The sequence below is a fragment of the Gilliamella bombicola genome (assembly GCF_900094945.1).
GTDB classification, from domain to species: Bacteria; Pseudomonadota; Gammaproteobacteria; order Enterobacterales; family Orbaceae; genus Gilliamella; species Gilliamella bombicola.
This window is the reverse complement of record NZ_FMAQ01000001.1, coordinates 203,352-229,712: the sequence shown is the minus strand read 5'-3', so window position 1 is coordinate 229,712 and position 26,361 is coordinate 203,352. Positions and strand designations below refer to the sequence as shown.

Sequence of the window (26,361 nt, the reverse complement as noted above, 5' to 3'; positions counted from 1 at the left end):
CTAATTAACATTATTAAATAGTGAATGTGTACAATAAAATCTATTTGCTATCTAGTAAAATAGATATCACAGTTATAAGATAATTGCTATTTATTAGCTGTTATTTATTAAACCAAGAGCAAAACTATTTGCATCTTTAATAATATAAAACACCTACGAGGGTACAAAATGAAACGTAATCTATTAGCAATCGCTATTCCTGCACTTTTAATTGCAGGTACAGCAAACGCTTCTATCGAAGTGTGGAATAAAGACGGTAATAAAGTTGACTTTTATGGCCGTGTTTATGCTTTAAACTATATTACTGATCGCAATAACCAAACTGGTGAAGGTGATAAAACCACTGCACGTTTAGGTATGTCAGGTCAAACCCAAGTGACTGATAGTGTTACTGGCTATGGGCGTTGGGAATATGAAGCTAAAACAGGCTCTAATGCTGACAATGAAACGCGTTATGCATTTGCTGGTTTAAACTTTGGTGATTTTGGTTCATTCGACTATGGTCGTAATGACGGTGTGTTAAAAACGTTAACATCTTATACTGACGTATTACCTGAATTTGGTGGTGATGCTTCAGACAATGATCTTTATGCATTAACAGCACGTACAAAAGCGGTTGCTACTTATCGTAATGCTGATTTCTTTGGCTTAGTTAATGGGTTACGTTTTGCGGTTCAATACGCTGATAATGGCGATAATAGCTCAACTAGTCACTTTGATAAACATGCTAGCGACGATAAACGTGATAGTGCTGAAGCATGGGGCTCAGTTGTTGATTGGGATGTGCTTGATACAGGTTTAACTGTTGGTGCTGGTTATGCTCAAACTGGTGGTCATAAAGATGCTAAAGCGTGGTCTGCTGGTATTAAATATGATAATGACAATCTTTATTTAGCAGCATTATATATCCAAGGCAAACAAAAATATGGTTGGGATAATGCATCAACTACTCATAGTGCAAATGATTTAAAAACCAAAGGCTATGAACTTGTTGCACAATATGGTATTGACTTTGAAGTGGGTCGTTTAACCCCATCTGTTGCTTATATCCAACATAAAGTTAAAGATGCATCTAATTATTCAAGTGATGCAGGACTTAAAAGTAATGATTTAGTTAAATATGTTGATGTTGGTTTAACTTATGACTTTAACAAAAACTTACAAGCTATTATCGATTATAAAATCAACTTGTTAGATAAAGATGATATCGGTGCACGCCGTGCTTTATATGAAGATCACTCATTTACCAAATCGCAAATCAATGGCACAACCAAAGATACAGTTGCACTTGGTTTAATTTATCAATTTTAATTGATTATATGTGATTTTTTTAAAAGGCACTTCGGTGCCTTTTTTATTATCTGTTACCAATTAAATACTCCTTGCACTTTAATTGATAGTCTGTTAAAAAATCGATAAAGATAATAATAAATTAGGATAACAATAATGCTCTATACCACACGTAGATTATTGGCTAGAAAAAACATTGCATTAGTTGCTCACGATCACTTGAAGGAATCCTTGCTAAATTGGTGTAACAAAAATCGCGAAATACTCTCTCAGCATAACTTATGCGGTACAGGTACGACAGGGACATTAATTAATAAAGAGACGGGTTTAGATATCAATCCAATGCTTAGTGGACCAATGGGGGGTGATCAACAAATTGGTGCATTAATTGCAGAAGGTAAAATTGATATCCTAATCTTTTTTTGGGATCCACTGAATGCAGTACCTCATGATCCCGATGTCAAAGCACTTTTACGGTTATCGACGGTTTGGAATATTCCTGTTGCTACTAATCAAGCAACAGCCAATGCGTTAATTCAGTCTGCTATTTTTACGCAAGAAGTTGATATTGAAATTCCTGATTATCAAAGCTATTTAGCTGACAGAGTTAAATAAATGCCAATACCCTCTCAAATTCGCAAAACAGGGCGACAAATATTACTACTTGATAATTTGTTTATCGTCTTAGGTTTTTATGTCGTTTTCCCACTTGTATCAACCCATTTTGTTAGCCAAGTGGGCTGGAGTGCACTCTTTGTTGGTTTTGCGTTGGGATTTAGGCAATTTGTTCAACAAGGTTTTGGTATTATTGGCGGCGCTATTGCCGACCGATTTGGCGCAAAACCTATGATTGTCGCTGGTATGTTTCTACGTTGTGTTGGTTTTATCTGCATGGCTATTGCAAGTGAGCCTTGGTTATTATTACTTTCTTGCTTACTTTCAGCGTTAGGAGGACTATTATTTGATCCGCCTCGTATGGGACTAACTATTAAGTTTACCCGTCCACATGAGCGAGGTAAGTTCATATCACTGTTAATGATACAAGATAATGCCGGAGCAGTAATAGGTGCTCTTATTGGTGGAATTTTGATTGATTATGACTTCCATTTAGTATGTTGGTGCGGGGCTTTTATTTTTTTCTTATGTGGGATTTTTAATATTTTCTTCCTACCGGCTTACCATATTGCTGTTGGTAAAGTTCCTATTGTGAATGGTATGAAAATGGTTGTGAAAGATAAAAAATTTACACGCTATGTTCTTACATTGACTGGTTATTATGTGCTATGGGTGCAAATTATGTTGATGTTACCTTTAACAATCACAAACGTATCAGGTAGCCCAAGTTATGTAAAATGGATGTATGCCATTCAAGCTAGTATTTCACTCATATTGCTTTATCCATTAGCTCGTTGGAGTGAAAAATATTTCAGATTAGATCAGCGCCTTAAATTTGGTTTATTTTTGATGTCATTTGCTTTTATCATTATTGGGTTTACAACACAATTAACATTATTATTATCACTTATTGCGTTATTCTATTTAGGAGCAATTATTGCAGAACCGGCCCGTGAAACCTTATCAACAGTACTAAGTAATCCTAAGGCGAAAGGTAGTTATATGGGATTTAGTCGTTTAGGGCTTGCTCTAGGTGGATTTATTGGTTATACCGGTGCTGGTTGGTTATATGATATCGCTATACAAATAGGATTTCCTCATCTGCCATGGATAGCGCTGACAACAATTGGTCTATTAACCTTAAGCTATCTGCAATATCAATTTAAAAATGAGCCACCCATGCTACACGTTAAAATGAGGAAGATTGGCTAATTTCACCATCTTTAAATAAAATAGCCTCGCCAGTATTAAGTTTGTTCCATATCTCATTTGAGGTTAATGGTAAGGTTGAAATGATAGTAACAATATCATTGGGTGTTGTATGTTGTTGAAAATCAATTTCTACATCTTCGTCCAGTAATTTTGCTTTGCCAAATGGTGCTTTGCGGGTTATCCAATGTAAATTAGTTGTGCAATAGGCAAACACATATTGCCCATCAGAAAGTAGCATATTAAATATGCCTAGTTGGCTTAATTGATCGGCACATTGTTTAATAAAATTAAATAGCTCAAGATCATCGACAGGTTTTTGTGAATATTTTTGCTGTAATTGATTAATTAAATAGCAGAAAGCATATTCGCTATCGGTTTCTCCTACAGGTTGAAATAGTCCTGTGTCTAAATTTTGGTAATCTGTTAATTGTCCATTATGAGCAAAAGTCCAGTTTTTACCCCACAATTCACGGGTAAATGGATGGGTATTTTCTAGGGCGACACCGCCTCGATTTGCTTGTCGAATATGGGCAATTACGGCTTTAGATTTGATGGGATATTCTTTCACCATTTTAGCAATAGGTGAATAACTGCATGGCTCGGGATCTTTAAATGTACGGCAGCCTTTGCCTTCATAAAATGTAATTCCCCAGCCATCTTTGTGGGGACCTTTGTCCCCACCTCGTTTAATTAGGCTAGTAAAACTAAAGCAGATATCGGTTGGCACATTAGCGCTCATACCCAATAATTCACACATATTATTTAGCCATCTCTTTTTCAATAAGTAGGATTAGAATATGAATGACTTTGATATGAATCTCTTGCACGCGATCTGCATAGCCAAAATGCGGAACACGAATATCGACATCAGCAAGTCCATTCATCTTACCGCCATCTTTACCTGTTAATGTAATGACTTTCATGCCTTTTTGTTTTGCTGCTTCAATTGCTTTCAGCACATTAGCTGAATTGCCTGAAGTTGAAATACCTAAAAGCACATCGCCTTTTTGTCCAACACCTTCAACATAACGAGAAAAAATATAATCAAATCCATAATCGTTACCAACACAAGAAATATGACTTACATCAGATATTGCTATTGCAGGGTAAGCCGGACGATTGTCACGATAACGTCCAGTTAACTCTTCAGCAAAATGCATTGCATCACAATGAGAACCACCATTACCACATGATAAAACTTTGCCTCCTTGTTTAAACGAATTGGCAATTAAAATTGCGGCTTGTTGAATCCGTTCAAGGTTTTTATCGTCTGAAACAAATTTGGTTAATACGTCAACAGCTTGATTTAACTCATCACGAATATTGTCAATGTACACTACTATTTCTCCTTAATAAATTTACATACCATTTTAATTCGTTCCAAATAGCTTGCAAGTGATAAAAATAAAATTCCCAATATTTAACCAATATTGTCAAGAAAGAGTGTGTTTAAGTATAAAAATGAACATCAAAATGAAAACGAATTAAAATCATTACTGGTAGCAACAAATAAAATAACAACAAAATTTAAATTAATTTTAATATTAACAAATAATATATTTACAATAGTGAAATTATTTGCGTTATTTTTAAATAATACCTTGTATATAACTTGGTCGTAACGCTATTTGCCAATAGGATAAGTCTTTAATTCGTGATACAATTTAGTTAGTATTTTTTCATTTAAAAGAAAGTGAAATCGCATTTAAAATAGAATCGATAAGGAATTAATATGCAAACAATTGAAGGTAAAGTGGCTGCACCAAAAGCCAAAGTTGCAATTGTAGTGGCACGTTTTAATCATTTTATTAATGATAGTTTAGTAAGTGGTGCAATTGATGCATTAACACGTATTGGGCAAATCGATGATAAAAATATTACTGTTATCTGGGTTCCTGGTGCTTATGAAATTCCACTTGCCGCAAAAGTTGCTGCGCAGTCAAAAAAATATGATGCAATTGTGGCATTAGGTACCGTTATTCGTGGAAGCACAGCGCATTTCGATTTTGTCGCGGGTGAATCAAGCTCAGGTTTATTAAGCGCAAGTTTAGATAACACCATTCCAGTTGGATTTGGTATTTTAACTACCGAAAGTATAGAACAAGCTATTGAGCGTGCAGGCACAAAAGCAGGCAATAAAGGTGCTGAAGCGGCATTAACTGCGCTAGAAATGCTAAATATTATTAAAGCAATTAAGGAGTAATTTAGTGGCATTAGTCAATCCTCGTCGTCGAGCAAGAGAGTGTGCGGTACAAGCAATCTACTCTTGGCAAGTTTCTAAAAACGATCTTGCCGATGTTGAGACCAGTTTTATTGCAGAACAAGACATGAAAGGCGTTGATGCTAAATATTTTCGTGAGTTATTAAACGGTGTGGCAAAGAATACCATCGAATTAGATGAAAAAATGGCGCCGTACCTCACTGAACGTACTGTTGATGAATTGGGGCAAGTTGAATTAGCGATACTGCGAATCGCACTGTATGAATTAATGAAACGTCAAGATGTACCTTATAAAGTGGTGATTAATGAAGCCATTGATCTCACAAAAACGTTTGGTGCTGCTGACAGTCATAAATTTGTTAATGGGGTATTAGATAAAATTGCCCCAACCATTCGTACGCGATAACCGATTAATAGTGAGATTGATATGAACGACAATACCGAAAAAAGCAAACCAACTATTTTTTATGCTAAAAATAGTGAACCGAAAAAGCACTCTCGTTCAGCTAAAGAAAAGCCTAGTGGGTGGAAAGGTCAGCGTAAAGATAATTCATCTCCGTTTAATGCTAAACGTGATCATAATGACCGTATTGAAACGTTCAAACCTCGAAATGATAAATCTGAGTTTGTCAAAAAGCGTTTTACTGTTGAACTTAATCAATCTCAATCAGCTATTGCAAATGATTCGCCATGGCAAAAAAAAGTACGTAATAATGATCAAGCCCCTACATTTGGTTATGATGGTTATCGTCAGCGTAAAGAAGAAACGTTAGTTTATAGTGAAAATAGTTGTAAAGCGGTTTTTAAACATCGACGCATAGCTATTGTAAAGCTATTTATTACTCAAGAGATGACTTATCAGTTTAAGGATTTAATCGACTGGCTAGTCAAACAGCGGCTGGGTTATGATGTTGTCTCTAGTGAGCAAATTAGCAAAATAACCCAAACTCAACACCATGGTGGTGTCTGTCTAATTGTTAAAAAGCGTGTTCCACTCACATTATTGGATTATTTAGAAGAAAGCAGTGATAAAGATCATGATTGTATTTTAGCCATTGACGATGTTAACAATCCTCATAATCTGGGGGGGCTAATACGAAGTGCCGCTTTTTATGGGGTAAATGGCGTGATGTTACGCCAAACCAATTTACTTGATAGTGGTTCAGCTATGCGAGTAGCTGAAGGTGGAATAGAAGCTGTTACCGCAATTAAAAGTGATGATTTTATTGCTTCAATTGATATGTTGAAACAACATGGCTATCAAGTTGTTGCGTTATTACCTTGTCAGTCAAAGTCTATTGCATCAAGTGAATTACATAAAATCCGGTTTAACAAAAAAGTGGCTTTAGTTATTTTTCAGCAAATCAACATGAAGTTAATTAATAATGCTGACGTCACCTTACATATACAAGGCAATGAAAATATGCCTGCGCTTAATATTTCAGTGGCAGCGGGCATTTTATTATCAAATTTGAAAAAATAAGCCAGTAAGAATTTAGCTTTTATCATCGCCTCATCTATTATTGAGACGATAAAAGTTATTTTTAATTATTGATGGCTATCAAATAGCATCATTTGGTTAGAAATTGCGATTTTTTTCTGTAGAGTATTAACAAGTATTTAAATATGGTCGGTAGTAGCTATGGCTAAGCATAAAGTTGGTTTAATTTTCGGGAAGTTTTATCCTTTACATTGTGGTCACATTTATTTGATTGAAAAAGCTATAAGCCAAGTCGATGAATTACATATTTTTCTTGGTTGTGAAGCATCACGGGATAAGCAACTATTTGATAAAAGCCATCTACCAAAACAACCTCAAATAAGCGACCGTTTTTCGTGGTTAAAAGAGACGTTTAAAGATCGCCATAATATTCATATCCATGTACTTGATGAAGCAGGTATTGAGTTTTATCCTAACGGTTGGCAAGATTGGAGTGATCGTGTTAAGCAACTCCTTACTGAGCATAAAATTATCCCAAATGTTGTGTTTACCAGCGAACCTCAAGATGTCAAAAATCATGAACACTATTTCGGTTGTTCGGTTACCATTGTTGATGCTGATCGACATTTTATGAACATCAGTGCCACACAAATCCGTGAAAACCCTTATAAGAACTGGTCTTTTATTGCGCAAGCAGCAAAACCTTTTTTTGTTAAAAAAGTGGCTATTATTGGTCAAGGTAGATTTTGTGAATTACCTATTCAGCTGGCTAATATTTATAATACGCAATATGTGCCTAATGGCTATATTAATTATATCGAGCGAGAAATTTCGACCCGTCATAACTATTTAAGTGAATGTGATTATATTAAAATTGCAATGTTACACGTTGAACGACTCACCAAAGCAGTAGAAACTGCAAATAAGCTTATTTTTACCTCGATTGATTTTGAAACATTAGCGCAGTATTACCGCCAAATCTTCGAAAAAGAAAACGATGTTTTACAAGCCCTAAAAAACAGTTATCAGTTTGATTTAGTCATTCACGAAAAAGACTTAAAATCACAACGCTCCCAACTCGAATATTTTGAAACAGTCTCAAAGAAGGTTGAAGCATTATTGATTTAGTTCATCACATTTATTATGGCTTATGCTAAAATAAAGTAAATCTTTGTGATAGGTAAATTTTATGTCTCAATCTTTTGATAATAAAGACAATACGAATCAAGAAAAAATTGATTTTGGTTACACGCAAGTTCCAAAGCAAGAAAAAGTAAAGCGTGTTGCTGAAGTATTTCACTCTGTTGCCGATAAATATGATGTTATGAATGATCTCATGTCATTTGGTATTCATCGTATTTGGAAAAAAATCACTATTGAATATAGCAGTGTGCGTAAAGGCCAAAAAGTTCTAGATCTTGCAGGGGGAACAGGTGACTTAACGGCAAAATTCTCACAACTGGTTGGTGATGATGGATTAGTTGTTTTAGCTGACATTAACGAATCAATGTTAAAAGTTGGGCGAGATAAACTCCGTGATAAAGGCTTATTTAAGAATATCGAATATGTACAAGCCAATGCAGAAGAATTACCTTTTGCTGATAACTATTTTGATTGTATCACCATCTCATTTGGTTTACGCAATGTCACCGATAAAGAAAAGGCGTTACGATCCATGTGGCGGGTACTGAAACCTGGTGGACGCTTATTAATTCTTGAGTTTTCTAAACCTCAATATCAAATACTAAATAAAGCATATGATTTGTATTCATTTTCCATGTTACCGTTAATGGGAAAAATTGTGGCAAATGATTCTGAAAGTTATCGTTATTTAGCCGAATCCATTCGTATGCATCCCGATCAAAACACCTTGAAAAAAATGATGGAAGATGCAGGATTTGTTGATGTGAAATATCACAATATGACCGGTGGGATTGTTGCGTTACATATTGGCTTTAAATTTTGATGCGATGAATAATAATGACCTTTTTTAGACTTTTTAAAATCTTAACCGTATTTCGAGCCTATCAATTAAATGAATTGTTGCCGAAACATCGTTCATCAAAATGGCTTGGTATTTTATTATTCTGCTTTTTTTGGGTTAGACCTAAGGCAAAACATCAAGAAATAGGCGAACGGTTACGACAAGCTCTGCAAGAATTAGGTCCTGTTTGGATCAAGTTTGGGCAAATGATCTCAACTCGGCGTGATGTTTTACCTAAACACATAGCTGATGCTTTAGCAAAATTACAAGACCAAGTTCCACCTTTTGACGGTAAAATAGCGAAACAACTGATTGAACAAGCATTAGAACAACCGATTGATTATTATTTTTCCAACTTTGATGAAACTCCGTTAGCGTCAGCATCAATTGCACAGGTGCATACTGCGGTATTAAACTCTAGCCAAGCCGAGGTTATCATCAAGGTTTTACGTCCTAATATTTTACCTGTTATCCAAGCCGATATTGGTTTAATGTATTGGGTTGCTAAACAATGTACGAAGCGGATAAAATCAGGCGAAAGGTTACGTGCGGTTGAAATAGTGCATGATTATGAAATGACACTATTAAAAGAGCTAGATTTACGCAAAGAGGCTTATAACACAGCAAGATTACGTGATAATTTTATTAATAGCGATATTTTGTATATTCCTTATGTATACCAAGACTTATGTCGAAAAAATATCATAGTCGAAGAACGCATTAAAGGCGTACCCATCGCCGATATTAACCAGCTAAAACAACATAAAGTCAATATGAAATTGCTTGCAGAGCGGGGTGTTCAAGCCTTTTTTACCCAAGTTTTCCGTGATAATTTCTTCCATGCTGATATGCACCCGGGCAATATCTTTGTTGATATTACCGATCCACAAAATCCACGTTATATTGGAATTGATTGTGCCATTGTTGGCATATTGAGTGATGATGACCAGCATTATCTTGCCGAAAACTTCTTAGCATTTTTTAATCGAGATTATCGCAAAATAGCCGAAACTTATATCGCATCTGGTTGGGTGCCAGAAACTACTGATGTTATTGCACTTGAAATGGCCATGCGCAATGTCTGTGAGCCCGCATTTGAAAAACCACTGGCTGAAATCTCATTTTCACAGATTTTACTAAAGTTATTTCAAGTTGCACGCCAATTTGAGATGGATATTCAACCGCAACTTACTCTTCTTGAAAAAACGCTATTTTATATTGAAGGACTTGGACGTCAGCTTTATCCTGAACTCGATTTATGGCAAACAGCAAAACCATTTTTAGAAAATTGGTATCAAGAAAAATACAGTGCAAAAAAGATACTACAACAAGCATTGGAGTCGCTACCTAAATTGCGTAATATGTTACCAACATTGCCTGAAAAATTAAATGATTACGAACGAATTACCAAACAGATGAATGCGCAATTAAAACAAATTGATCAGCAACTGCAGCGTAGCAAAAAACGTGAACGAAATCTGTATGGAATGCTGGGGTTAATTTGTATTTTATGCATTACGATATTAGTCATAAATTAACGATTGAAGACTAATAATTACCTATTAAATTGGTGATATTGGGAATATTATAATTTACGTGTATAATTTGGTTAAATACCGCCATTGGAGACAATCAGATGCCAAGCTTACCTCAACTACTCATATTAATAGCTGTAGTAGTATTATTATTTGGAACAAAAAAATTACGTTCATTGGGTTCAGATCTTGGTGAGTCAATTAAAGGCTTTAAAAAAGCAATGAATGATGATGGTAAAAAAGATAGTGATAATTCACAAAAAATCGAAAATACCGACTCATCTGATACTAATACCAATAATAACAAAAAAGAGTAACCTGTGTTTGACATCAGCTTTGGGCAATTATTATTAGTATTAATTATTGGTCTGGTGGTATTAGGGCCAGAACGATTACCTATTGCAATAAAAACCGTTGCAGGGTGGATAAAAGTACTGCGCCGAATGTCAGCAACAGTACAGCTAGAGTTAAACAAAGAGCTTAAACTGCAAGAATTACAAGACAGTCTAAAAAAGGCCGAACAAAGTGGGCTAACTACATTGACGCCAGAAATTCAAGAATCTATTGACGACTTAAAGCGTGTAACTGAATCATTACAAAACGAAATCGACTCAGCAACGCAAATCGATCAACAAACACATTCAGATAAAAAATCATGACAGACGATGCTACTCAACCATTAATTGGACATCTTGTTGAACTCAGAACACGACTTTTACGTTGTATTATCTGTATTTTATTAGTATTAATTTGTTTACTTTATTTTTCTAATGATATTTATCATATTGTAGCAAATCCGCTCATCAGCCAATTACCTCAAGGTAGTAGCATGATAGCAACCGATATTGCCGCGCCATTTTTTACACCGATTAAACTGACTGCGGTGGTAGCGATATTCATCTCTATTCCGTATGTGCTATACCAAGTTTGGGGCTTTATTGCGCCAGCACTCTACCAACACGAAAGACGTTTGGTGATGCCTTTAATCGTATCAAGCACAATCCTATTTTATATGGGGATAGCGTTTGCTTATTTTGTGGTGTTTCCATTAGCGTTTTACTTTTTTATTCATACGGCACCGGTTGATGTTGCAATCAACACTGACATTACCAAATACCTCGATTTTGTCATGACCCTTTTTGTAGTATTTGGTTTTGCTTTTGAAGTGCCTGTGGCAATTATTTTGCTCTGCTGGACTGGAATCACCACACCCAAAAGCCTACGTAAAAAACGTCCTTATATTATTGTTGGTGTGTTTGCCGTTGCAATGTTTGTTACCCCACCAGATGTTTTTTCACAAATATTATTAGCTGTACCTATCTGTTTACTGTTTGAAATTGGCACTTTTTTTGCCCGTTTTTACCAACCGCGTCAACATGACAATATAGAAAACGACAGCCAAGAGTCTGAACAATAGACATAAACAGATAACCAATGAATTAAACTGAACAAGTAAGGATAACGAGTCATAATGAAAACATCATTACCTGATTTTAATTGTGCCAATGTATTAGTTGTGGGCGATATTATGTTAGATCGCTACTGGTATGGGGGAACTAATCGCATATCACCTGAAGCCCCTGTACCCGTCGTGAAAATTGACTCTTTAGAAGAAAGACCTGGTGGTGCAGCCAATGTTGCGATGAATATTACTTCACTTTGTGGTAATGCACGACTTATTGGATTAACAGGCATTGATGAGCCAGCCAAAATTCTTGATGAACAACTCAGTAAACATAACGTTCAATGTGATTTTGTATCCGTTTCAACGCACCCAACCATCACCAAATTGCGAGTTCTATCACGCAATCAACAATTGATTCGTATTGATTTTGAAGAAGGGTTTGGTAATGTTGATGCAACGCCTATTCTTGAACGCATTCAAACAGCATTAACGACTCATAAAGTGTTGGTTCTGTCGGATTATGCTAAGGGCGCATTATCGGCAGTTCAAGCAATGATTAAGCTTGCTAATCAAGCTAATGTACCGATTTTAGTTGATCCCAAAGGTACGGATTTTGAGCGTTATCGTGGAGCAACATTATTAACGCCAAATATGACTGAATTTGAAGCCGTGGTTGGGCATTGTCAAAACGAAGAAGACATTGTCGAAAAAGGTTATCAGCTTATCAAAAAGTATGATCTTAAAGCCCTGCTAGTCACGCGTAGTGAAAAAGGTATGACATTACTACAATTGGACAAACCAATTTACCATCTGCCAACTCAAGCCAAAGAAGTTTTTGATGTCACCGGTGCCGGCGATACCGTAATTGCGACATTAGCAGCCTCTTTAGCTGCCGGGCAATCTTTAGAAGAAAGCTGCTTTTTAGCCAATGCTGCAGCCGGTGTGGTTGTTGGTAAACTTGGTACATCGACTGTTTCACAAGTCGAACTAGAAAACGCCATACGTGCACGTGCTGATGATGGTTTTGGTGTCATGAGCGAAGATGAGCTAAAAGAAGAGGTTCGAAAGGCGCGCATGCGTGGTGAAAAAATTGTCATGACCAATGGCTGTTTTGATATTTTACACGCAGGGCATGTTTCTTATTTGGCAAATGCTCGGAAACTTGGCGATCGCCTAATTGTTGCTGTGAACAGCGATGCCTCGGTAAAAAAACTAAAAGGCGAATCAAGACCAATTAATCCACTCATGCAACGAATGATTGTACTGGGTGCACTTGATTCGGTTGATTGGGTTGTGCCATTTGAAGAAGAAACTCCTCAACGACTCATTGCTAATGTCTTGCCCGATGTCTTAGTCAAAGGTGGTGATTATAAACCCGAAGATATCGCTGGGGGCAAAGAAGTTATCGCTGCTGGCGGTAGCGTTAAAGTGCTTAACTTTGAAGATGGCTGTTCAACGACCAATATTATTAATGCGATAAAAAATCGCTAAAATTTAGCTAAAAAAGCCACTTATTTAAGTGGCTTTTTTTCTAATGGCTAACTAATTTTATTTTTTTACTTTTTTAAAAAAATTTATAATTTTTTCTTATTTTACAATGAAATTTTTTTATTTTATTATGAGAAATTACTGCTGATAAATTTTAATTTTTATAAGGAATATAGATAATGAAGAAAAATTTTGTTGCAATTGCAATAGTTTCACTGTTGTTAACCGGTTGTAGTTTTTCATTTGAAAAACCAGGAGAAAAGATAAAACCTATCTCAGATACGACTAAGTTAAACAATGTATGTATTTATCAAAATGTAAGTACTATTAGCTCTTATAATAAAGCAGGAGAAATCATAGCTGAAAAGCTTAATACTTTAAATATTACCAATAAATTAACGAGTAAAGACAAATTAAATGATTGTTCTTACACATTATATTATGACGTTAGAAGAGCAATTGCGGTACCCACTTATTTATCTATTATGCATGTACAAGTTGATGATCATGAAGGATATTCCGTTGGTACTTTAAAATATAGTCATACTACTGAAGGGGGGTTAATACATCTTAACTCTTCAACCTTCACTAGTACAGATACAAAAATTAACGAATTATTGGATCGATTATTTAACGTTAAATTAGATAAAGAGAATAACTAATGAAAAAGAAACTCATATTATTATCAATTGCCTCTTTTGTTGTAGGTTGTAGCTCTTCAAAATCGGACTATCACTACTTAGCAATGGAAGATGATCCACAATTAGAATTCTCGACTGATTTCGGTGATGAAACTAGTTTACCAGTTGACTTTAGTTTAAATATTGATAATCCTGAAGCAAATTATTGTAGTGATTTTAATGACATTGGTTATTATTACCCAGAAAGTAGCATTTTTGTTTTGGCTAAAGCTAATTTAGAATTAAGTGCAAAAATCCCCGCTAATAAGCCTGTTGCTATAGAAAGTCATTATAATGTAGGTAATCAAGCGTCTTGTTATGCAGAAACTAAACAATTTATAGCTGAAAAGGGTAAAACTTATAAAGTTAATTTTAAGCTAGAAAATAAATATTGCGATCTGGAAATTATCGATAAAGAGACTTCTCAACCAGTGCGGGTTAAAATTAAAAATAAATGTACTAAATAAAGATATAAAAGTAGTGAACTGCCGTTATATTGAATCATGATTATAAGGTAGATTGATGTAAATCATAAAACCAATTGAGGGGGGTTATATAAATAACCCCCTTTATGTTTCAACTCTCCATTTATAGAATCAAAATTATATTGTATTTATTCTGTGAAATTACATTATAGAAAATAATAATGGGCTATTTATTATAATGATTAATCGTTAATAACTATTATTAAATTTCAAAATTAATACTTTTTTTATTACGCGCTTTATGCAAAGCTAATGACCAAATTATGAAAAAGAGTATTAAGGATATTTTATGACCAAACATTATGATTATATTGCCATTGGTGGCGGTAGTGGTGGGATAGCATCAGTCAACCGAGCTGCGTCCTATGGAAAAAAGTGTGCCATTATTGAAGCGAAATTATTAGGTGGAACCTGTGTGAATGTTGGTTGTGTGCCTAAAAAAGTGATGTGGTATGGTGCACAAATTGCTGAAGCCATTAATCACTATGGTCCCGATTACGGTTTTGATACTACTATTAATAAATTCAGTTGGGATAAATTAATTGCTAGCCGAAGCGCTTATATTGATCGAATCCATCAATCTTATGATCGGGTCTTGAATAATAACAACGTTGATGTGATTCATGGATATGCTAAGTTTGTTGATTCTCATACAGTTGAGGTAAATGGTGAGCATTATAGTGCCGATCATATTCTGATAGCTGTTGGAGGAAAACCAACGATTCCGAATATCCCAGGTGCGCAATATGGTATCACATCTGATGGATTTTTTGCGCTAAAAGCCTTACCTAAGCGTGTTGCAGTTGTCGGCGCTGGTTATATTGCTTGCGAAATCGCAAGTGTATTACATGCACTTGGCGCACAAACTCATCAATTTGTTCGCAATGCCACACCATTACGCACTTTTGATCCATTAATTGTTGAAACCTTAATGGAAGTGATAAAAACAGAAGGACAACACCTTCACACTTTTGCGGTGCCAAAATCCGTCACTAAAAATAGTGATAAGTCATTAACTTTAACATTAGAAAATGGCGAAAGTTATACTGTCGATTGTTTAATTTGGGCAATTGGTCGTGAACCTGCTACAAAAGACATGAATTTACAGGCAGCAGGCATTGATATTGATAATAAAGGCTTTGTGATAGTGGATAAATATCAAAATACCAATGTACAGGGTATTTATTCAGTCGGTGATGATACAGGCGCCATGGCATTAACGCCGGTTGCGGTTGCCGCGGGTCGTCGCTTATCAGAAAGGCTTTTTAACAATAAACCTGATGAACATTTAGATTATAGTAATATTCCAACCGTCGTCTTTACACACCCAGCAATTGGTACAGTAGGCTTAACTGAGCCAGAAGCGATACTGCAATATGGTGAAGAAAACGTCAAAGTCTATAAATCCACCTTTACGGCCATGTACACTGCAGTTACGCAACATCGTCAACCGTGTCGTATGAAGTTAGTGTGCGCTGGTAAAGATGAAAAAATTGTGGGTATTCATGGTATTGGATATGGTATGGACGAAATGTTACAAGGCTTTGCTGTCGCACTGAAAATGGGCGCTACCAAAAAAGACTTCGACAATACAGTTGCTATTCATCCAACAGCAGCTGAAGAGTTTGTTACCATGCGTTAATATGATAGCTATTTGTATATCACATTAGTATATAGTACAAAGTTAAATAACAAAGCAGGAAACTCTCCCGCTTTGTTATTGCTAAAATCATTACTGGCTAATAATTAGTTGAGTTACTGCTCCAACCCTTTTTTAGCTAAAGGATAGAAACCCACTCCAATTGCAATTAATGCCACAAAAGAGATATAAATACCCGCACCCAAATAACTATATTCCCCTAATAAATGTTCAGGACTTAATAGATAAATGGTTAATGTTGGTGTAAATGCACTAAATAACGCATAGGCTAAATTATAAGAAAACGATAAGCCTGAATAACGAATTGCAGGTGGAAAAGTCCTTGTCCCAATTATCGGTGTCATGGCAACAGAGCCAATGAAAAGCCCAAAAATAGCCCAAATTAAATAAAGCTTAGTTAGCGACATATCAGGCGATAATGAACTATAAAAATAGAGACTAGAAACAGCAAGGCCTCCCCAACAAATCATCGAGGTTTTAGTTGAACCCAGCTTATCATCTAACCAACCAAAAATAATACAACCTAATGTTAAGGTTAAAGCGGCAATACAACCACCGATCCGCCAATCAAGGTTAGCAAAATGATATATACCGCCAACAATACGACCTGGGGTAATTAAAATCCCCACCATAATAGCGGTAGACAATGACCACGTTAACAATGCAACAATCACGCAGGCTGTTTTGTGTTTTTGTAGTACGGTAACAACTGGGATATTTTTTTCAATCGCTTTGCGCGCTGCTAATTCCTTGAAAATAGGTGTTTCCGATAAAAAACGGCGCAAATAAACCGAAATAACCCCGAAAATACCGCCAATAATAAACGGAATACGCCATGCGTAATCTAAAATATTTTGTGTCGTAAAACAAAGATCAATAATAATTGTGACAATAAACCCAAGTAAAATACCGCCAGTAATTCCTGATGTTAATGTGCCAACACCAAGTCCATAACGTTGTTTTGGCACATGCTCTGCAATAAATACCCAAGCACCTGGCATTTCGCCACCGATCGCTGCACCTTGCAACATGCGCATAATCAAAAGCAATAGTGGTGCAAAAATACCGATCATTTCGTAAGTGGGTAAAACTCCAATGATGAAAGTTGGTAGCGCCATCATTGCGACACTTAGGGTAAACATCTTTTTACGGCCCACTTTATCGCCAAAATGTGCCATAATAATACCGCCCACAGGACGAACTAAATAACCAGCAGCAAAAATTCCCCACGCAAACAGATCTAACGTCAAAGGGGATAATGTATGAGGTAAAAATAGCGGTTTAACGATGGTATCGATATAAAGTGCATAAATAACAAAATCATAAAACTCGAGCGTACCACCTAAAGAAGACAAAACTAACGTTTTTAAGTCCTTACTATTTAATGGACGCGCAGTGGGTTGCCACTGTGCATTGATTTCAGACTGATTCATGAACTAACCTTATTCTTATTGTTAAATTGAGATAAAAAATCAAGAAAACTCGTCTTTTTTGACCTAACCTTATAAAGGTCTCCATTCTGCCACAAAAACAAGCCTTTTTTTTCATCATAAAAAAATTTAATGAATGACATTAAACTGTATATTTGATTTATAATCTTAATATATTGGATAAAAAGATATCACCATACCATGGTGGTTAATTCAAAAGGATGATTAAATGATAGATCCAAAAGTAAAGCGTTGCAGTTGGGTGACAAACGATCCGCTGTATATTGCTTATCATGACAACGAATGGGGCATTCCCCAATATGATAGCCTTAAGTTATTTGAAAAAATTTGCTTAGAAGGTCAACAAGCGGGTTTGTCTTGGATCACAGTACTAAAAAAACGGCAAGAATATCGCCGTTGTTTTTTTGATTTTAATCCTGAAAAAATTGTTCAATTGACTGAAAAAGATATTGAATTATTCATGGAAAACAAAGGACTAATACGTAATCGACTAAAGCTAAATAGCATAATCAAAAATGCCCAAGCGTATTTATTAATGCAAAAAAATAACGAAGATTTTTCACAATTTATTTGGTCTTTTGTTGATGGTAAACCAATTACTCATTATTACAAAGACAAAAGCGAACTTCCTGTTAGCACAGAAACCTCGGACAAAATGTCAAAAGCATTAAAAAAGAAAGGTTTTAGTTTTGTTGGTTCAACGATTTGTTATGCTTTTATGCAGTCCATGGGGTTAGTCAATGACCATTTTGAATATTGCTTTAAAAAGGAATTTAAGTGAATGAACATGATACAACTAATAAAGTATGCCGTTATTGGCATACTCGGTTATTTTATTGTTTGCAATGTGGTTATTTTTGTCTATACCCAGCAACCACCACAAGATAATGCTGACACCATGGTTATTTTAGGATCCCAAGTAGTGGGAACACCTGCGCAGGCGCCCTTGACATTACAAACGCGTTTAGATGTTGCGGTGACTTATCTACACAATAATCCCAACACAAAAGCTATAGTCTGTGGTGGACAAGGTAAAGACGAATCCGCAACCGAAGCTAGTGTAATGGCTGATTACTTAATTAAAAAAGGCATTGAATCATCAAGAGTTTATATAGAAGATAAATCAACTCGCACCGCTCAACAATTTCTTTATGCAAATGATATCTTACCTTTAGGCAAAACCGTCGTTGTCACTAATGACTTTCATTTATTGCGCTCAGTCATGTTGGCTAAACGTTCAGGATTCGAGCAAATATCAGGTCTCTCTGCGCCGTTGAATTGGTCTAATTTTGATAAATATATCGCAATGATAAGAGAGCCATTAGCATTAGCAAACTCTTGGTTATTTGATCATCCTAAAGAACAACTTAAACAAGAATGATGGTTGCGATGAGCTCAGATTTTTATTGATACACTGTTTTTAATTCAATCGGCTAATCAAAGTATCACCATAAGCAATAGCTGTTTTTACTTGTTGTCCATGGTATCATGGCAACATTGCTGTTTTAATTTAAAAATGAATAAAGATGAAATCTGATACTATTGTCGCACAAGCAACGCCACCCGGCCGTGGAGGGGTAGGTATTTTACGTATTTCAGGACCCAAAGCGCAAGCAGTTGCCCAAGCTGTATTAGGTAAATTGCCTAAACCGCGTCATGCCGATTATTTACCGTTTTTAGCATCGAATGGCACCACTCTAGATGAAGGTATTGCCTTATTTTTCCCTAATCCCCACTCATTTACTGGTGAAGATGTCCTTGAATTACAAGGTCACGGTGGGCCGATTATTTTAGACTTACTTTTAAAACGCATTCTTGAAATCCCCAATGTCCGCATTGCTCGTCCAGGGGAGTTTTCAGAGCGTGCATTTTTAAATGATAAATTAGATCTTGCTCAAGCCGAAGCGATTGCTGATTTAATTGATGCTAGTTCTGAGCAAGCAGCAAAATCGGCAATCTCATCACTACAAGGCGTATTTTCCAAAAAAATACATGCGCTTGTTGAATCATTGATTCACTTAAGGATATTTACCGAAGCGGCGATTGACTTTCCTGAAGAAGAAATCGACTTTTTATCTGATGGCAAAATTGAGGCCCAGCTAAATGAAGTTATTACTCACTTAAACGAAGTCAGGCAAGAAGCAAAGCAAGGCACACTACTACGCGAAGGCATGAAAGTCGTCATCGCTGGGCGCCCTAATGCCGGTAAATCAAGCTTACTTAATGCCTTAGCTGGTCGTGATGCTGCTATTGTGACTGATATAGCAGGCACAACCCGAGATGTTTTACGCGAGCATATCCATATCGACGGCATGCCACTACATATTATTGACACAGCCGGACTACGTGAAGCGAGTGACGAAGTGGAACGAATCGGCATTGAACGCGCTTGGCAAGAAATTGAACAAGCTGATCGCGTATTATTTATGGTCGATAGCACCACCACCAACGAAACCAATCCAGAAAAACTATGGCCAGAATTTATTGAACGTTTACCAAAACAGATGCCTGTCACTGTCATCCGCAACAAAGCCGATTTAACGGGCGAAGCACTAGGATATAGTGAAGTAAACGGCTACTCACTTATTCAACTTTCGGCACGAACAGGTGAAGGTATTGCCTTACTACGTGAACATCTAAAACAGGCCATGGGTTTTACTAGTAGTACTGAAGGTGGATTCTTAGCCCGACGTCGCCACTTACAAGCACTCGAAAAAGCGGCAGATCACTTAAACAATGGTAAGCACCAACTTATCACATTCCATGCAGGTGAATTGCTTGCCGAAGAACTAAGGCTAGCACAAGAAGCATTAAGTGAAATCACAGGGCAATTTACCTCTGATGATTTGTTAGGTCGCATATTTAGTTCGTTTTGCATAGGTAAGTAAACATACTTTATAAAAATCGTTCAGAAAAGTAATTGATTTTATTCAATTTATTTTTTTGTTGTTTTTTGGGGTGAACAACCATTGTTACTCCCCCTAAAATAGTACGGTCAAAAGTTAAAAACTACTTTGTCATAAAAGTAATAAAAAAGCTATAGCACCTACTAAGGCGCGGAAAGTGTGGAAGAAGAAGTAACAAACTAGCCCATCGTATTATCAGTGCTATAAGTTGTGCTATAGCTGTATTCGATTGTTCAACATTTAGCTTGCTAATTGATCAATAATAAACAATTGATTCCTTAATAGCACAACTTATGATAATAGTAACTTGATGAATTAATGATTAAATTTAAATAATTCTTAGCTCTTTTAATGATAATTTAATAAATGCATAAAAAATAGGTGCAAAAATTAAACCAATAACGCCAAAAAGGGTCTCTAAAAAGAGCATCGCAATTAACAATTCACAGATACCTGCATGAATTTTTGTCCCGACTATTTTTGCATTAAGTACATATTCCATTTTATGAATTAAGATTAAATAAACAATAATCCCCATTGCGACAGTAAATGATATGGTAAATGCAACAAAAAAGATTAATCCATTAACAATCAAGTTACCAATAATTGGAATAAGACCAAAAACAAATGTGGCTAACACTAAACTTTTACTAAATGGCAAATGAATGCCAAATACAGGCAAAATAATAAATAGCAAAATAGCGGTCATCATCGTATTAAATAATGCGATCACAACTTGAGACATAGCTACATATTGAAATACTACAACTAACCGGTTTAAGCTGGATTTTAAGGCTTTGGTTAATGCTCTTTGTGTAATTTTATTATGTTCAGTGTTGCGTTGATTTTCTTTATAACCCAAAATTAATCCAATAATCATTCCCACAATTAATATAATTAAATCATGAAATACTTTTTTAATGATAGATTGTAGATAAAAGACATGATCTTTAAGGTAAATCATTATAGTTGATTTAACTTCGTCTAAATCATCAGGTAAATAATGGGTAATACTTGGCGGTAGACTGTTTATTACATTATTGACCACTAATTTCAAATTCATTAACGTTTCGGTTGGATGCTTGGCCATATCAACAAACCAAGCAAATAAATACCAAAAGCCGCCGATAAAAATGCCCATAATCAGTGTCGTGAGTACTAGTACCGAAACTAATTTTGATTGATGACTAAAACGTACCATTTTTCGTGATAAAAAATCATCTAATTTTTGTGTTAACGTATAGGTTAACAAGCCAGCTATCACTGCCGGCATTAAATGAACTTGCATTAAAATAATAAAAAAAACAGAAAACAAAACAAGGCAAAATAGACCTAATTTTTGATTATTACTTAGTGGCATAAAGAAAATTTCCCTTTAATAAAAACTTATTTAATTAAAACACGATACGTGGTAACGGTAAAAAATTAACAGAATTATAGCAGAGAGTTCATTATTCGTCTTTTTTTGTTACTAATTAAACATGAACTGTTCATAGTTTAGTTAAGAATTTTTAACAGGTTAAAGAAAACTCTTACACAACCTAGGCAAAACGCTAACACTAACAAACTAGTAAAAACAAGAATAGCATATCCTAATAACAGCCATCTAACTAACCAAAAAGTGGTCAGGAAAGGTATTGATTTTATTGAAGTTTTTATTTTGCTGTTTTTAAGCTAAATCAATCACTTACACAACCTAAGTAAAGGTTGGTATACAACAAATCAACAAAATCACGAATAGAGCGTTTTAATAACATCCATTTAATCATCAAAAAATCGGTCAGAAAAGGTGTTAATTTTATTGAATTTTTAATTTAACAATCTTTACCCAAAAACAAAAAAAGGCTGCAAAGCAGCCTCTTTCCAGTAAAATAATATTACCAATACTATTTAACTACATAAAAGTTAACATCGCGAGTATTTCTGAGAGCATCAACGAATTGCCTCAATTCTTTGCTATAAGTTTTCTCAGGATCGTTTGCTTCTGTACATTTGTCTTCTGAACCATAGCTTTTAGCCATTGCATCATTTGATGCCAAATTGTCGTATGGTTTTGTAAAATCACTACCTTTTAATGTCATAAGATGATTCCAATCATTTAACAGGCCTTCCATATATTGGCGACCGGCTTCGCATTTTATGTTATTTAAGTCAATCTTAGGAATAACATATTGGCTTATCTCGCTGAACTTTTTAGGATTGTAAGGGAAGCTAATGTCTTCTTGTTCATCTTCTTTTAAGAATTCAATAAAGTCGCTTTCACGATATAATTTTCTATAACGTTGTTGATAAGATTGGTTTTTCTTTAATTTTAGGTCTTGAGTTATTTCTTTTGGGAAAGGCTGATCATAAGAATAATCCCAATGATATTGGCTGTGTTCAATAAATACATCATTGATTAATTTTGCTGGCATTTCTATTTCTTGCTCTTTACCATCAATAATGACTGGGATGCTATTTATTTCTCTGTTTTCTCTTAAGATCTTTTCGTATTGTTCATCATTCATCTCAGAGGTTGAATAGATGACTGTGTATAAGTAATAGTTACTTTGTGTTGGGTTAATAAGACCTAATTCGCCAAATTGAGCCGGTTTTACGACAAAATTGAAGTCGTCATTATTATACGATAAGGTATGTTTGCCGTATTCAAATGTATAGTTAATACCTGATTTGGCTGGAATCGTTAATTCTTTACCATCTATAGTGACTTTTATTTCGTTAGCAGTAGGATTGTCAATCCAACGGTTGATACTAGATTGGTTAGCACCAAAACAACCCACAAGGGTTAAGCTTAAAGTTAATAATAAACAATATTTTATTTTCTTCATCATAATGATTTGTTATAAGTGTTGATTGAAATATGATGCTATCATATTATGGATAAAATTGTAGTAATTTTAGTTTTTTTTATGTAAATTTTTATTAAGACTATAACCAGTAAAAGTAGCGAGAATCTATGAAATTAATCGTCGATAATATGAGTTGTCAACATTGTGTTAAAGCAATAACAAAAGCGATCAATGATATCGATCCAAAGGCAAAGGTGACTGTTGATTTAATCAAGCACGAAGTTGATATTGCAAATAGTACTATCTCTCAAGAAGCCGTAATTGATGCTGTTAACAACGCTGGCTATGACTTTGTTAGGATTGTGACACCTTAGCGAGTTTTTATCTCGTTATTTATATTGCTATTATTAGCAGGATATATAATATGAAAGAAAAAATATTGAGTATGACAATAGCTGTCGTAGTTTGGTTTGGTGCGGTTTTTTTTGTTAATGCTTATCAGATTGAGTGCCCACAAAAAATCGACGTTAAAGAAAAAGTAGAAAACATGCCCGAAGGATGGGAGGTTTTTGAGAAAGATAGTCTGAGTAGCGCTTTTCATAGCATGATTGTTTATTATGATCATCCTTCTAGAATGGCGGTTTTAAAACCAGCAAAAGGAACGGTTGATGGTAAGAAACATGAGTTAATATGGGAAGTTAATCACTATACAGACGTTGAACCTTATTATGTTAGTTGCGCTTACAGTACAAGCAGAATTGAGTTAATAAAAAAAATTGATTTATCAATGAAAAGTTGTTGGGCTGACTACTCTAAAAATGAACAAGGAAAAAAAGGGACACTTACTTGTAGCACAAGTGAAGCAAAGAATCTGCATTAGTTAAGGTATGGGATTGGTTGTTATATACAATAGTTGACAACTTAAATCCCATTTAGTTTGTTTATTGTGCGATTACCACCAACGGTAAAAATGGTGTGTTGGTCCAATCCCTTTCCCTATATTTAAATCGTTAGCATGACTAATTGCGCCATGTAGATAATTTTTGGCTTGGGCTATTGCATCTGGTAAGCTGTTGTTAGGTAATAATGCGGCAATCGCTGCGGATAATGTGCAACCAGTGCCGTGGGTGTTTTTTGTTTGAATGCGTGGGGCGGTTATTTTAACTGTGTTATTTTGAGTGATTAAATAATCAGGGCTTTCATTGCTGGGCAAATGTCCTCCTTTCATTAATACCGCTTTACAGCCTAACTTGAGTAATTCATACCCTTGCTTTTGCATGTCATCTTCAGTTTTTGCTTCGTCACAATCAAGTAGCGCGGCGGCTTCTGGTAGATTGGGCGTGATGATGGTTGCTAGGGGGAGTAAAAGTTCACGAATGGCTGTGATGGCGTCAGGTTTTAGGAGCGAATGCCCCCCTTTGGCGACCATGACGGTGTCTAAGACGATGATCGGGATTGGATTGGTTTTTAGCAGGTGGTGGACGGTTGTGACTATCTCTTTATTCATGAGCATGCCCATTTTTACACTATCAATTTGAATATCTTGATAAAGCGTATTAAATTGGGCTTCAATAAATTCGGGCGAGATCGCTAATACCGCATCAACCCCTTGTGTGCTTTGTGCCGTTAGAGCCGTGATGACCGACATGCCATAGGCGCCGAGTGCAGAAAAGGTTTTTAAATCGGCTTGAATACCTGCGCCACCGCTAGGGTCAGATCCAGCAATGGTTAATGCAATTGTTGTCATAATAGTATTTCCTATTTAGCTTGTTTGATTTTGTTAATAAGCGATAACGTTGCTTGTTGAATATCTTTTTGGCCACAAATAGCCGAAACCACTGCAATACCGTCAATGCCTGTTTGGATGACATTAGTTACATTGTTTTCATCAATACCACCAATGGCAACAGCAGGGCGCTGCTTTAGTTCTACTAACTTGGTTAACTGTTCGGTTCCCAGTGCGGCCGTTGCATCTTTTTTGGTTGTTGTTGGAAAGATAGGACCAATACCAATATAATCAACCAGTTGCCAAGGAGTGGTATCAAGTTGTTGGCGATTAGATACTGAAAACCCTAACCATTTGTCTTTGCCAATAAGTTGGCGAGTGATATCGGCAGGTAAATCACTTTGTCCAATATGTACGCCATCGGCATTAACTGCTAAAGCAATATCGACATGATCATTTATAAATAATGGAATAGCTGTATCACTTAACGCTTCTTTCAATGCTAATGCTGCTTGATACCAATCTTTACCTGCCATTTCTTTTTCTGATCTTAACTGTATAGCGGTTACGCCGTTTTTGACAGCAATTTTTGTTGTATTGACCATACCACTAATACCACCACAGAGTAGTGGATCGAGCACTAAATAAAGGGTTAAATCCAATTGTTTTTTCATCTTCTATCCTTATTAAAGTGATGGATTAAATAGTGAGAGTTGATCTAATAGAGATACCGTAAAGGTGCCTAATCCTTGCTGTTTGTTGGCAAGTTCAGCGGATTTTTTCATCATAAAACATGCCGAGGCGGTAGCAGATAAAGGGTCAGGTGAATTGGCTATAAAAGCTGCTACCATGGCGGATAATGAACATCCTGTTCCCGTCACTTTCGTTAAAGCAATATCGCCCCCAGTTATGCTATATACGTTGTTACCGTTAGTGACATAGTCGATATCACCTGTCACTGCAACGATAGTTTGATATTTTTGCGCAAGCTCTTTGGCAGCGTTTAAAGCTGATTGGGTTGAGTCTTGACCATCAGGTCCTTTTGCCGATGAGTTTTGACCATTTAGTGTTAATATTTCTGAGGCATTACCACGTATTACCGTTGGTTTTAATGATAATAATTGATATGCAATTTCAGTACGATAATTAAGTGCAGGTCCTACCGCGACGGGATCGAGTACCCATGGTGTTTGTGTTTGCTGAGCTTTAGTCGCAGCTAATAACATGCTTGTGGCTATGTTGCTGTGAATGGTGCCAATATTAATAAGTAAACTATCGGCAATGGTAACAAATTCAGCGACTTCTTGCTCGGCAACAACCATTGCCGGTGATGCGCCAATAGCAAGTAGTATATTAGCGGTAAAATTTTGGACTACATCATTAGTTATGCAATGCACTAGTGGGCGTTGTTGTTTAACGTGGTGGATAAAAGAGGTTGCTTGGTTGGTTTTGAATGATTTGACTGTTGGCATA

Annotated in this window: 28 protein-coding genes and 1 pseudogene; 21 read left to right on the top strand and 8 right to left on the bottom strand. The window is 35.8% G+C overall.

From position 1 onward, the window contains the following. The first annotated feature begins 168 nt into the window (after window positions 1-168). From GA0061081_RS01150 to mdtH, 3 genes are all read left to right on the top strand, one after another. Entirely contained in the window at window positions 169-1,311 is a 1,143-nt protein-coding gene (locus GA0061081_RS01150; RefSeq protein WP_091346289.1) for a porin, read from the top strand. A gap of 135 nt (window positions 1,312-1,446) precedes the next feature. Further along, a complete protein-coding gene (locus GA0061081_RS01145) occupies window positions 1,447-1,905 on the top strand; it encodes a methylglyoxal synthase (protein WP_091346288.1) in 459 nt (152 codons plus the stop codon). Then, entirely contained in the window at window positions 1,906-3,117 is a 1,212-nt protein-coding gene (gene mdtH, locus GA0061081_RS01140) for a multidrug efflux MFS transporter MdtH (protein ID WP_091346286.1), read from the top strand. On the opposite strand, the gene GA0061081_RS01135 is transcribed toward mdtH, so the two are convergent. Together GA0061081_RS01135 and lpcA are read right to left on the bottom strand one after the other, a co-directional pair. Beyond that, the gene (locus tag GA0061081_RS01135) at window positions 3,095-3,874 is read right to left on the bottom strand and encodes a class II glutamine amidotransferase (RefSeq protein ID WP_091346285.1); all 780 of its coding nucleotides are present in this window, start codon (window positions 3,872-3,874) and stop codon (window positions 3,095-3,097) included. The genes mdtH and GA0061081_RS01135 overlap by 23 nt on opposite strands. A gap of 1 nt (window position 3,875) precedes the next feature. Next, the gene (gene lpcA / locus GA0061081_RS01130) at window positions 3,876-4,454 is read right to left on the bottom strand and encodes a D-sedoheptulose 7-phosphate isomerase (protein WP_091346283.1); all 579 of its coding nucleotides are present in this window, start codon (window positions 4,452-4,454) and stop codon (window positions 3,876-3,878) included. 395 nt (window positions 4,455-4,849) lie between these two features. On the opposite strand from lpcA, the gene ribH reads away from it, so the two are divergent. From ribH to gorA, 13 genes and pseudogenes are all read left to right on the top strand, one after another. Then, window positions 4,850-5,320, top strand: coding sequence for a 6,7-dimethyl-8-ribityllumazine synthase (ribH, locus tag GA0061081_RS01125; protein ID WP_091346282.1), 471 nt, complete (start codon window positions 4,850-4,852; stop codon window positions 5,318-5,320). 4 nt (window positions 5,321-5,324) lie between these two features. Further along, complete coding sequence (nusB, locus tag GA0061081_RS01120) at window positions 5,325-5,744, top strand: transcription antitermination factor NusB (protein ID WP_091346280.1); 420 nt, start codon at window positions 5,325-5,327, stop codon at window positions 5,742-5,744. Window positions 5,745-5,765: 21 nt separating this feature from the next. After that, on the top strand, window positions 5,766-6,821 hold the full coding sequence (locus GA0061081_RS01115) for a TrmH family RNA methyltransferase (RefSeq protein WP_091346278.1): 1,056 nt from the start codon (window positions 5,766-5,768) through the stop codon (window positions 6,819-6,821). A gap of 159 nt (window positions 6,822-6,980) precedes the next feature. Then, complete coding sequence (gene nadR / locus GA0061081_RS01110; RefSeq protein WP_091346276.1) at window positions 6,981-7,907, top strand: multifunctional transcriptional regulator/nicotinamide-nucleotide adenylyltransferase/ribosylnicotinamide kinase NadR; 927 nt, start codon at window positions 6,981-6,983, stop codon at window positions 7,905-7,907. Window positions 7,908-7,968: 61 nt separating this feature from the next. After that, a complete protein-coding gene (gene ubiE / locus GA0061081_RS01105; RefSeq protein ID WP_091346274.1) occupies window positions 7,969-8,745 on the top strand; it encodes a bifunctional demethylmenaquinone methyltransferase/2-methoxy-6-polyprenyl-1,4-benzoquinol methylase UbiE in 777 nt (258 codons plus the stop codon). A 14-nt stretch (window positions 8,746-8,759) separates the two neighbouring features. Continuing rightward, entirely contained in the window at window positions 8,760-10,301 is a 1,542-nt protein-coding gene (gene ubiB, locus GA0061081_RS01100; protein WP_091346272.1) for a ubiquinone biosynthesis regulatory protein kinase UbiB, read from the top strand. 98 nt (window positions 10,302-10,399) lie between these two features. Further along, a complete protein-coding gene (tatA, locus tag GA0061081_RS01095) occupies window positions 10,400-10,615 on the top strand; it encodes a twin-arginine translocase TatA/TatE family subunit (protein ID WP_091346270.1) in 216 nt (71 codons plus the stop codon). A gap of 3 nt (window positions 10,616-10,618) precedes the next feature. After that, window positions 10,619-10,897, top strand: a pseudogene (gene tatB / locus GA0061081_RS01090) (Sec-independent protein translocase protein TatB); the annotation flags it as partial. A gap of 56 nt (window positions 10,898-10,953) precedes the next feature. After that, window positions 10,954-11,715 (top strand): twin-arginine translocase subunit TatC, encoded by a 762-nt coding sequence (gene tatC / locus GA0061081_RS01085; RefSeq protein ID WP_091346266.1) that lies wholly within the window; start codon window positions 10,954-10,956, stop codon window positions 11,713-11,715. Window positions 11,716-11,769: 54 nt separating this feature from the next. Beyond that, entirely contained in the window at window positions 11,770-13,194 is a 1,425-nt protein-coding gene (gene hldE, locus GA0061081_RS01080; RefSeq protein ID WP_091346264.1) for a bifunctional D-glycero-beta-D-manno-heptose-7-phosphate kinase/D-glycero-beta-D-manno-heptose 1-phosphate adenylyltransferase HldE, read from the top strand. A gap of 176 nt (window positions 13,195-13,370) precedes the next feature. After that, window positions 13,371-13,853 (top strand): hypothetical protein, encoded by a 483-nt coding sequence (locus tag GA0061081_RS01075; RefSeq protein ID WP_091346262.1) that lies wholly within the window; start codon window positions 13,371-13,373, stop codon window positions 13,851-13,853. Next, window positions 13,853-14,338: a hypothetical protein gene (locus tag GA0061081_RS01070; protein WP_091346260.1), complete on the top strand. Its 486-nt coding sequence runs from the start codon at window positions 13,853-13,855 to the stop codon at window positions 14,336-14,338. Before GA0061081_RS01075 ends, GA0061081_RS01070 begins: the two co-directional genes overlap by 1 nt. Before the next feature lie 307 nt (window positions 14,339-14,645). Next, the gene (gorA, locus tag GA0061081_RS01065) at window positions 14,646-15,998 is read left to right on the top strand and encodes a glutathione-disulfide reductase (RefSeq protein WP_091346258.1); all 1,353 of its coding nucleotides are present in this window, start codon (window positions 14,646-14,648) and stop codon (window positions 15,996-15,998) included. Between the two features lie 113 nt (window positions 15,999-16,111). Here the strand turns inward: gorA and GA0061081_RS01060 are convergent, their stop codons facing one another. Further along, entirely contained in the window at window positions 16,112-17,449 is a 1,338-nt protein-coding gene (locus GA0061081_RS01060; RefSeq protein WP_091346256.1) for an MFS transporter, read from the bottom strand. A gap of 226 nt (window positions 17,450-17,675) precedes the next feature. Between GA0061081_RS01060 and GA0061081_RS01055 the strand changes: the two genes are divergently transcribed. The 3 genes from GA0061081_RS01055 (at window position 17,676) to mnmE (ending at window position 20,355) form a co-directional block, all read left to right on the top strand. Then, entirely contained in the window at window positions 17,676-18,248 is a 573-nt protein-coding gene (locus GA0061081_RS01055; protein ID WP_091346254.1) for a DNA-3-methyladenine glycosylase I, read from the top strand. Beyond that, window positions 18,249-18,848 (top strand): YdcF family protein, encoded by a 600-nt coding sequence (locus tag GA0061081_RS01050; RefSeq protein WP_091346253.1) that lies wholly within the window; start codon window positions 18,249-18,251, stop codon window positions 18,846-18,848. Window positions 18,849-18,993: 145 nt separating this feature from the next. Then, window positions 18,994-20,355: a tRNA uridine-5-carboxymethylaminomethyl(34) synthesis GTPase MnmE gene (gene mnmE / locus GA0061081_RS01045; RefSeq protein WP_091346251.1), complete on the top strand. Its 1,362-nt coding sequence runs from the start codon at window positions 18,994-18,996 to the stop codon at window positions 20,353-20,355. Window positions 20,356-20,701: 346 nt separating this feature from the next. Here mnmE and GA0061081_RS01040 read toward each other — a convergent pair whose 3' ends face one another. Both GA0061081_RS01040 and GA0061081_RS01035 read right to left on the bottom strand, forming a co-directional pair. After that, entirely contained in the window at window positions 20,702-21,733 is a 1,032-nt protein-coding gene (locus GA0061081_RS01040) for an AI-2E family transporter (RefSeq protein WP_091346249.1), read from the bottom strand. A gap of 526 nt (window positions 21,734-22,259) precedes the next feature. Further along, window positions 22,260-23,153, bottom strand: coding sequence for a hypothetical protein (locus GA0061081_RS01035; protein WP_141683307.1), 894 nt, complete (start codon window positions 23,151-23,153; stop codon window positions 22,260-22,262). A gap of 176 nt (window positions 23,154-23,329) precedes the next feature. On the opposite strand from GA0061081_RS01035, the gene GA0061081_RS01030 reads away from it, so the two are divergent. Both GA0061081_RS01030 and GA0061081_RS01025 read left to right on the top strand, forming a co-directional pair. After that, window positions 23,330-23,536: a heavy-metal-associated domain-containing protein gene (locus tag GA0061081_RS01030; RefSeq protein ID WP_091346246.1), complete on the top strand. Its 207-nt coding sequence runs from the start codon at window positions 23,330-23,332 to the stop codon at window positions 23,534-23,536. Between the two features lie 50 nt (window positions 23,537-23,586). Then, window positions 23,587-24,042, top strand: a complete 456-nt coding sequence (locus tag GA0061081_RS01025) for an STY0301 family protein (RefSeq protein ID WP_091346244.1) — start codon at window positions 23,587-23,589, stop codon at window positions 24,040-24,042. A 72-nt stretch (window positions 24,043-24,114) separates the two neighbouring features. Here the strand turns inward: GA0061081_RS01025 and thiD are convergent, their stop codons facing one another. Genes thiD through thiM form a run of 3 tightly spaced genes read right to left on the bottom strand, consistent with a single transcriptional unit; the run spans window position 24,115 to window position 26,360 of the window. Continuing rightward, window positions 24,115-24,909: a bifunctional hydroxymethylpyrimidine kinase/phosphomethylpyrimidine kinase gene (gene thiD / locus GA0061081_RS01020; RefSeq protein ID WP_091346242.1), complete on the bottom strand. Its 795-nt coding sequence runs from the start codon at window positions 24,907-24,909 to the stop codon at window positions 24,115-24,117. A gap of 11 nt (window positions 24,910-24,920) precedes the next feature. Further along, a complete protein-coding gene (gene thiE / locus GA0061081_RS01015; protein WP_091346240.1) occupies window positions 24,921-25,562 on the bottom strand; it encodes a thiamine phosphate synthase in 642 nt (213 codons plus the stop codon). A 12-nt stretch (window positions 25,563-25,574) separates the two neighbouring features. Then, window positions 25,575-26,360 carry a hydroxyethylthiazole kinase gene (gene thiM / locus GA0061081_RS01010; protein WP_091346238.1) on the bottom strand — a complete coding sequence of 262 codons (786 nt, stop codon included), beginning with the start codon at window positions 26,358-26,360 and terminating at the stop codon, window positions 25,575-25,577. Window position 26,361 lies beyond the last annotated feature (1 nt).

What these genes read in the sequence shown, in the direction of transcription:
- GA0061081_RS01150 (WP_091346289.1), top strand. Translation starts at nt 169, where the DNA reads ATGAAACGTAATCTATTAGCAATCGCTATTCCTGCACTTTTAATTGCA.
- GA0061081_RS01145 (WP_091346288.1), top strand. Translation starts at nt 1,447, where the DNA reads ATGCTCTATACCACACGTAGATTATTGGCTAGAAAAAACATTGCATTA.
- mdtH (WP_091346286.1), top strand. Translation starts at nt 1,906, where the DNA reads ATGCCAATACCCTCTCAAATTCGCAAAACAGGGCGACAAATATTACTA.
- GA0061081_RS01135 (WP_091346285.1), bottom strand. Translation starts at nt 3,874, where the DNA reads ATGTGTGAATTATTGGGTATGAGCGCTAATGTGCCAACCGATATCTGC.
- ribH (WP_091346282.1), top strand. Translation starts at nt 4,850, where the DNA reads ATGCAAACAATTGAAGGTAAAGTGGCTGCACCAAAAGCCAAAGTTGCA.
- GA0061081_RS01115 (WP_091346278.1), top strand. Translation starts at nt 5,766, where the DNA reads ATGAACGACAATACCGAAAAAAGCAAACCAACTATTTTTTATGCTAAA.
- nadR (WP_091346276.1), top strand. Translation starts at nt 6,981, where the DNA reads ATGGCTAAGCATAAAGTTGGTTTAATTTTCGGGAAGTTTTATCCTTTA.
- ubiE (WP_091346274.1), top strand. Translation starts at nt 7,969, where the DNA reads ATGTCTCAATCTTTTGATAATAAAGACAATACGAATCAAGAAAAAATT.
- ubiB (WP_091346272.1), top strand. Translation starts at nt 8,760, where the DNA reads ATGACCTTTTTTAGACTTTTTAAAATCTTAACCGTATTTCGAGCCTAT.
- tatA (WP_091346270.1), top strand. Translation starts at nt 10,400, where the DNA reads ATGCCAAGCTTACCTCAACTACTCATATTAATAGCTGTAGTAGTATTA.
- tatC (WP_091346266.1), top strand. Translation starts at nt 10,954, where the DNA reads ATGACAGACGATGCTACTCAACCATTAATTGGACATCTTGTTGAACTC.
- hldE (WP_091346264.1), top strand. Translation starts at nt 11,770, where the DNA reads ATGAAAACATCATTACCTGATTTTAATTGTGCCAATGTATTAGTTGTG.
- GA0061081_RS01075 (WP_091346262.1), top strand. Translation starts at nt 13,371, where the DNA reads ATGAAGAAAAATTTTGTTGCAATTGCAATAGTTTCACTGTTGTTAACC.
- GA0061081_RS01070 (WP_091346260.1), top strand. Translation starts at nt 13,853, where the DNA reads ATGAAAAAGAAACTCATATTATTATCAATTGCCTCTTTTGTTGTAGGT.
- gorA (WP_091346258.1), top strand. Translation starts at nt 14,646, where the DNA reads ATGACCAAACATTATGATTATATTGCCATTGGTGGCGGTAGTGGTGGG.
- GA0061081_RS01060 (WP_091346256.1), bottom strand. Translation starts at nt 17,449, where the DNA reads ATGAATCAGTCTGAAATCAATGCACAGTGGCAACCCACTGCGCGTCCA.
- GA0061081_RS01055 (WP_091346254.1), top strand. Translation starts at nt 17,676, where the DNA reads ATGATAGATCCAAAAGTAAAGCGTTGCAGTTGGGTGACAAACGATCCG.
- GA0061081_RS01050 (WP_091346253.1), top strand. Translation starts at nt 18,249, where the DNA reads ATGAACATGATACAACTAATAAAGTATGCCGTTATTGGCATACTCGGT.
- mnmE (WP_091346251.1), top strand. Translation starts at nt 18,994, where the DNA reads ATGAAATCTGATACTATTGTCGCACAAGCAACGCCACCCGGCCGTGGA.
- GA0061081_RS01040 (WP_091346249.1), bottom strand. Translation starts at nt 21,733, where the DNA reads ATGCCACTAAGTAATAATCAAAAATTAGGTCTATTTTGCCTTGTTTTG.
- GA0061081_RS01030 (WP_091346246.1), top strand. Translation starts at nt 23,330, where the DNA reads ATGAAATTAATCGTCGATAATATGAGTTGTCAACATTGTGTTAAAGCA.
- GA0061081_RS01025 (WP_091346244.1), top strand. Translation starts at nt 23,587, where the DNA reads ATGAAAGAAAAAATATTGAGTATGACAATAGCTGTCGTAGTTTGGTTT.
- thiD (WP_091346242.1), bottom strand. Translation starts at nt 24,909, where the DNA reads ATGACAACAATTGCATTAACCATTGCTGGATCTGACCCTAGCGGTGGC.
- thiE (WP_091346240.1), bottom strand. Translation starts at nt 25,562, where the DNA reads ATGAAAAAACAATTGGATTTAACCCTTTATTTAGTGCTCGATCCACTA.
- thiM (WP_091346238.1), bottom strand. Translation starts at nt 26,360, where the DNA reads ATGCCAACAGTCAAATCATTCAAAACCAACCAAGCAACCTCTTTTATC.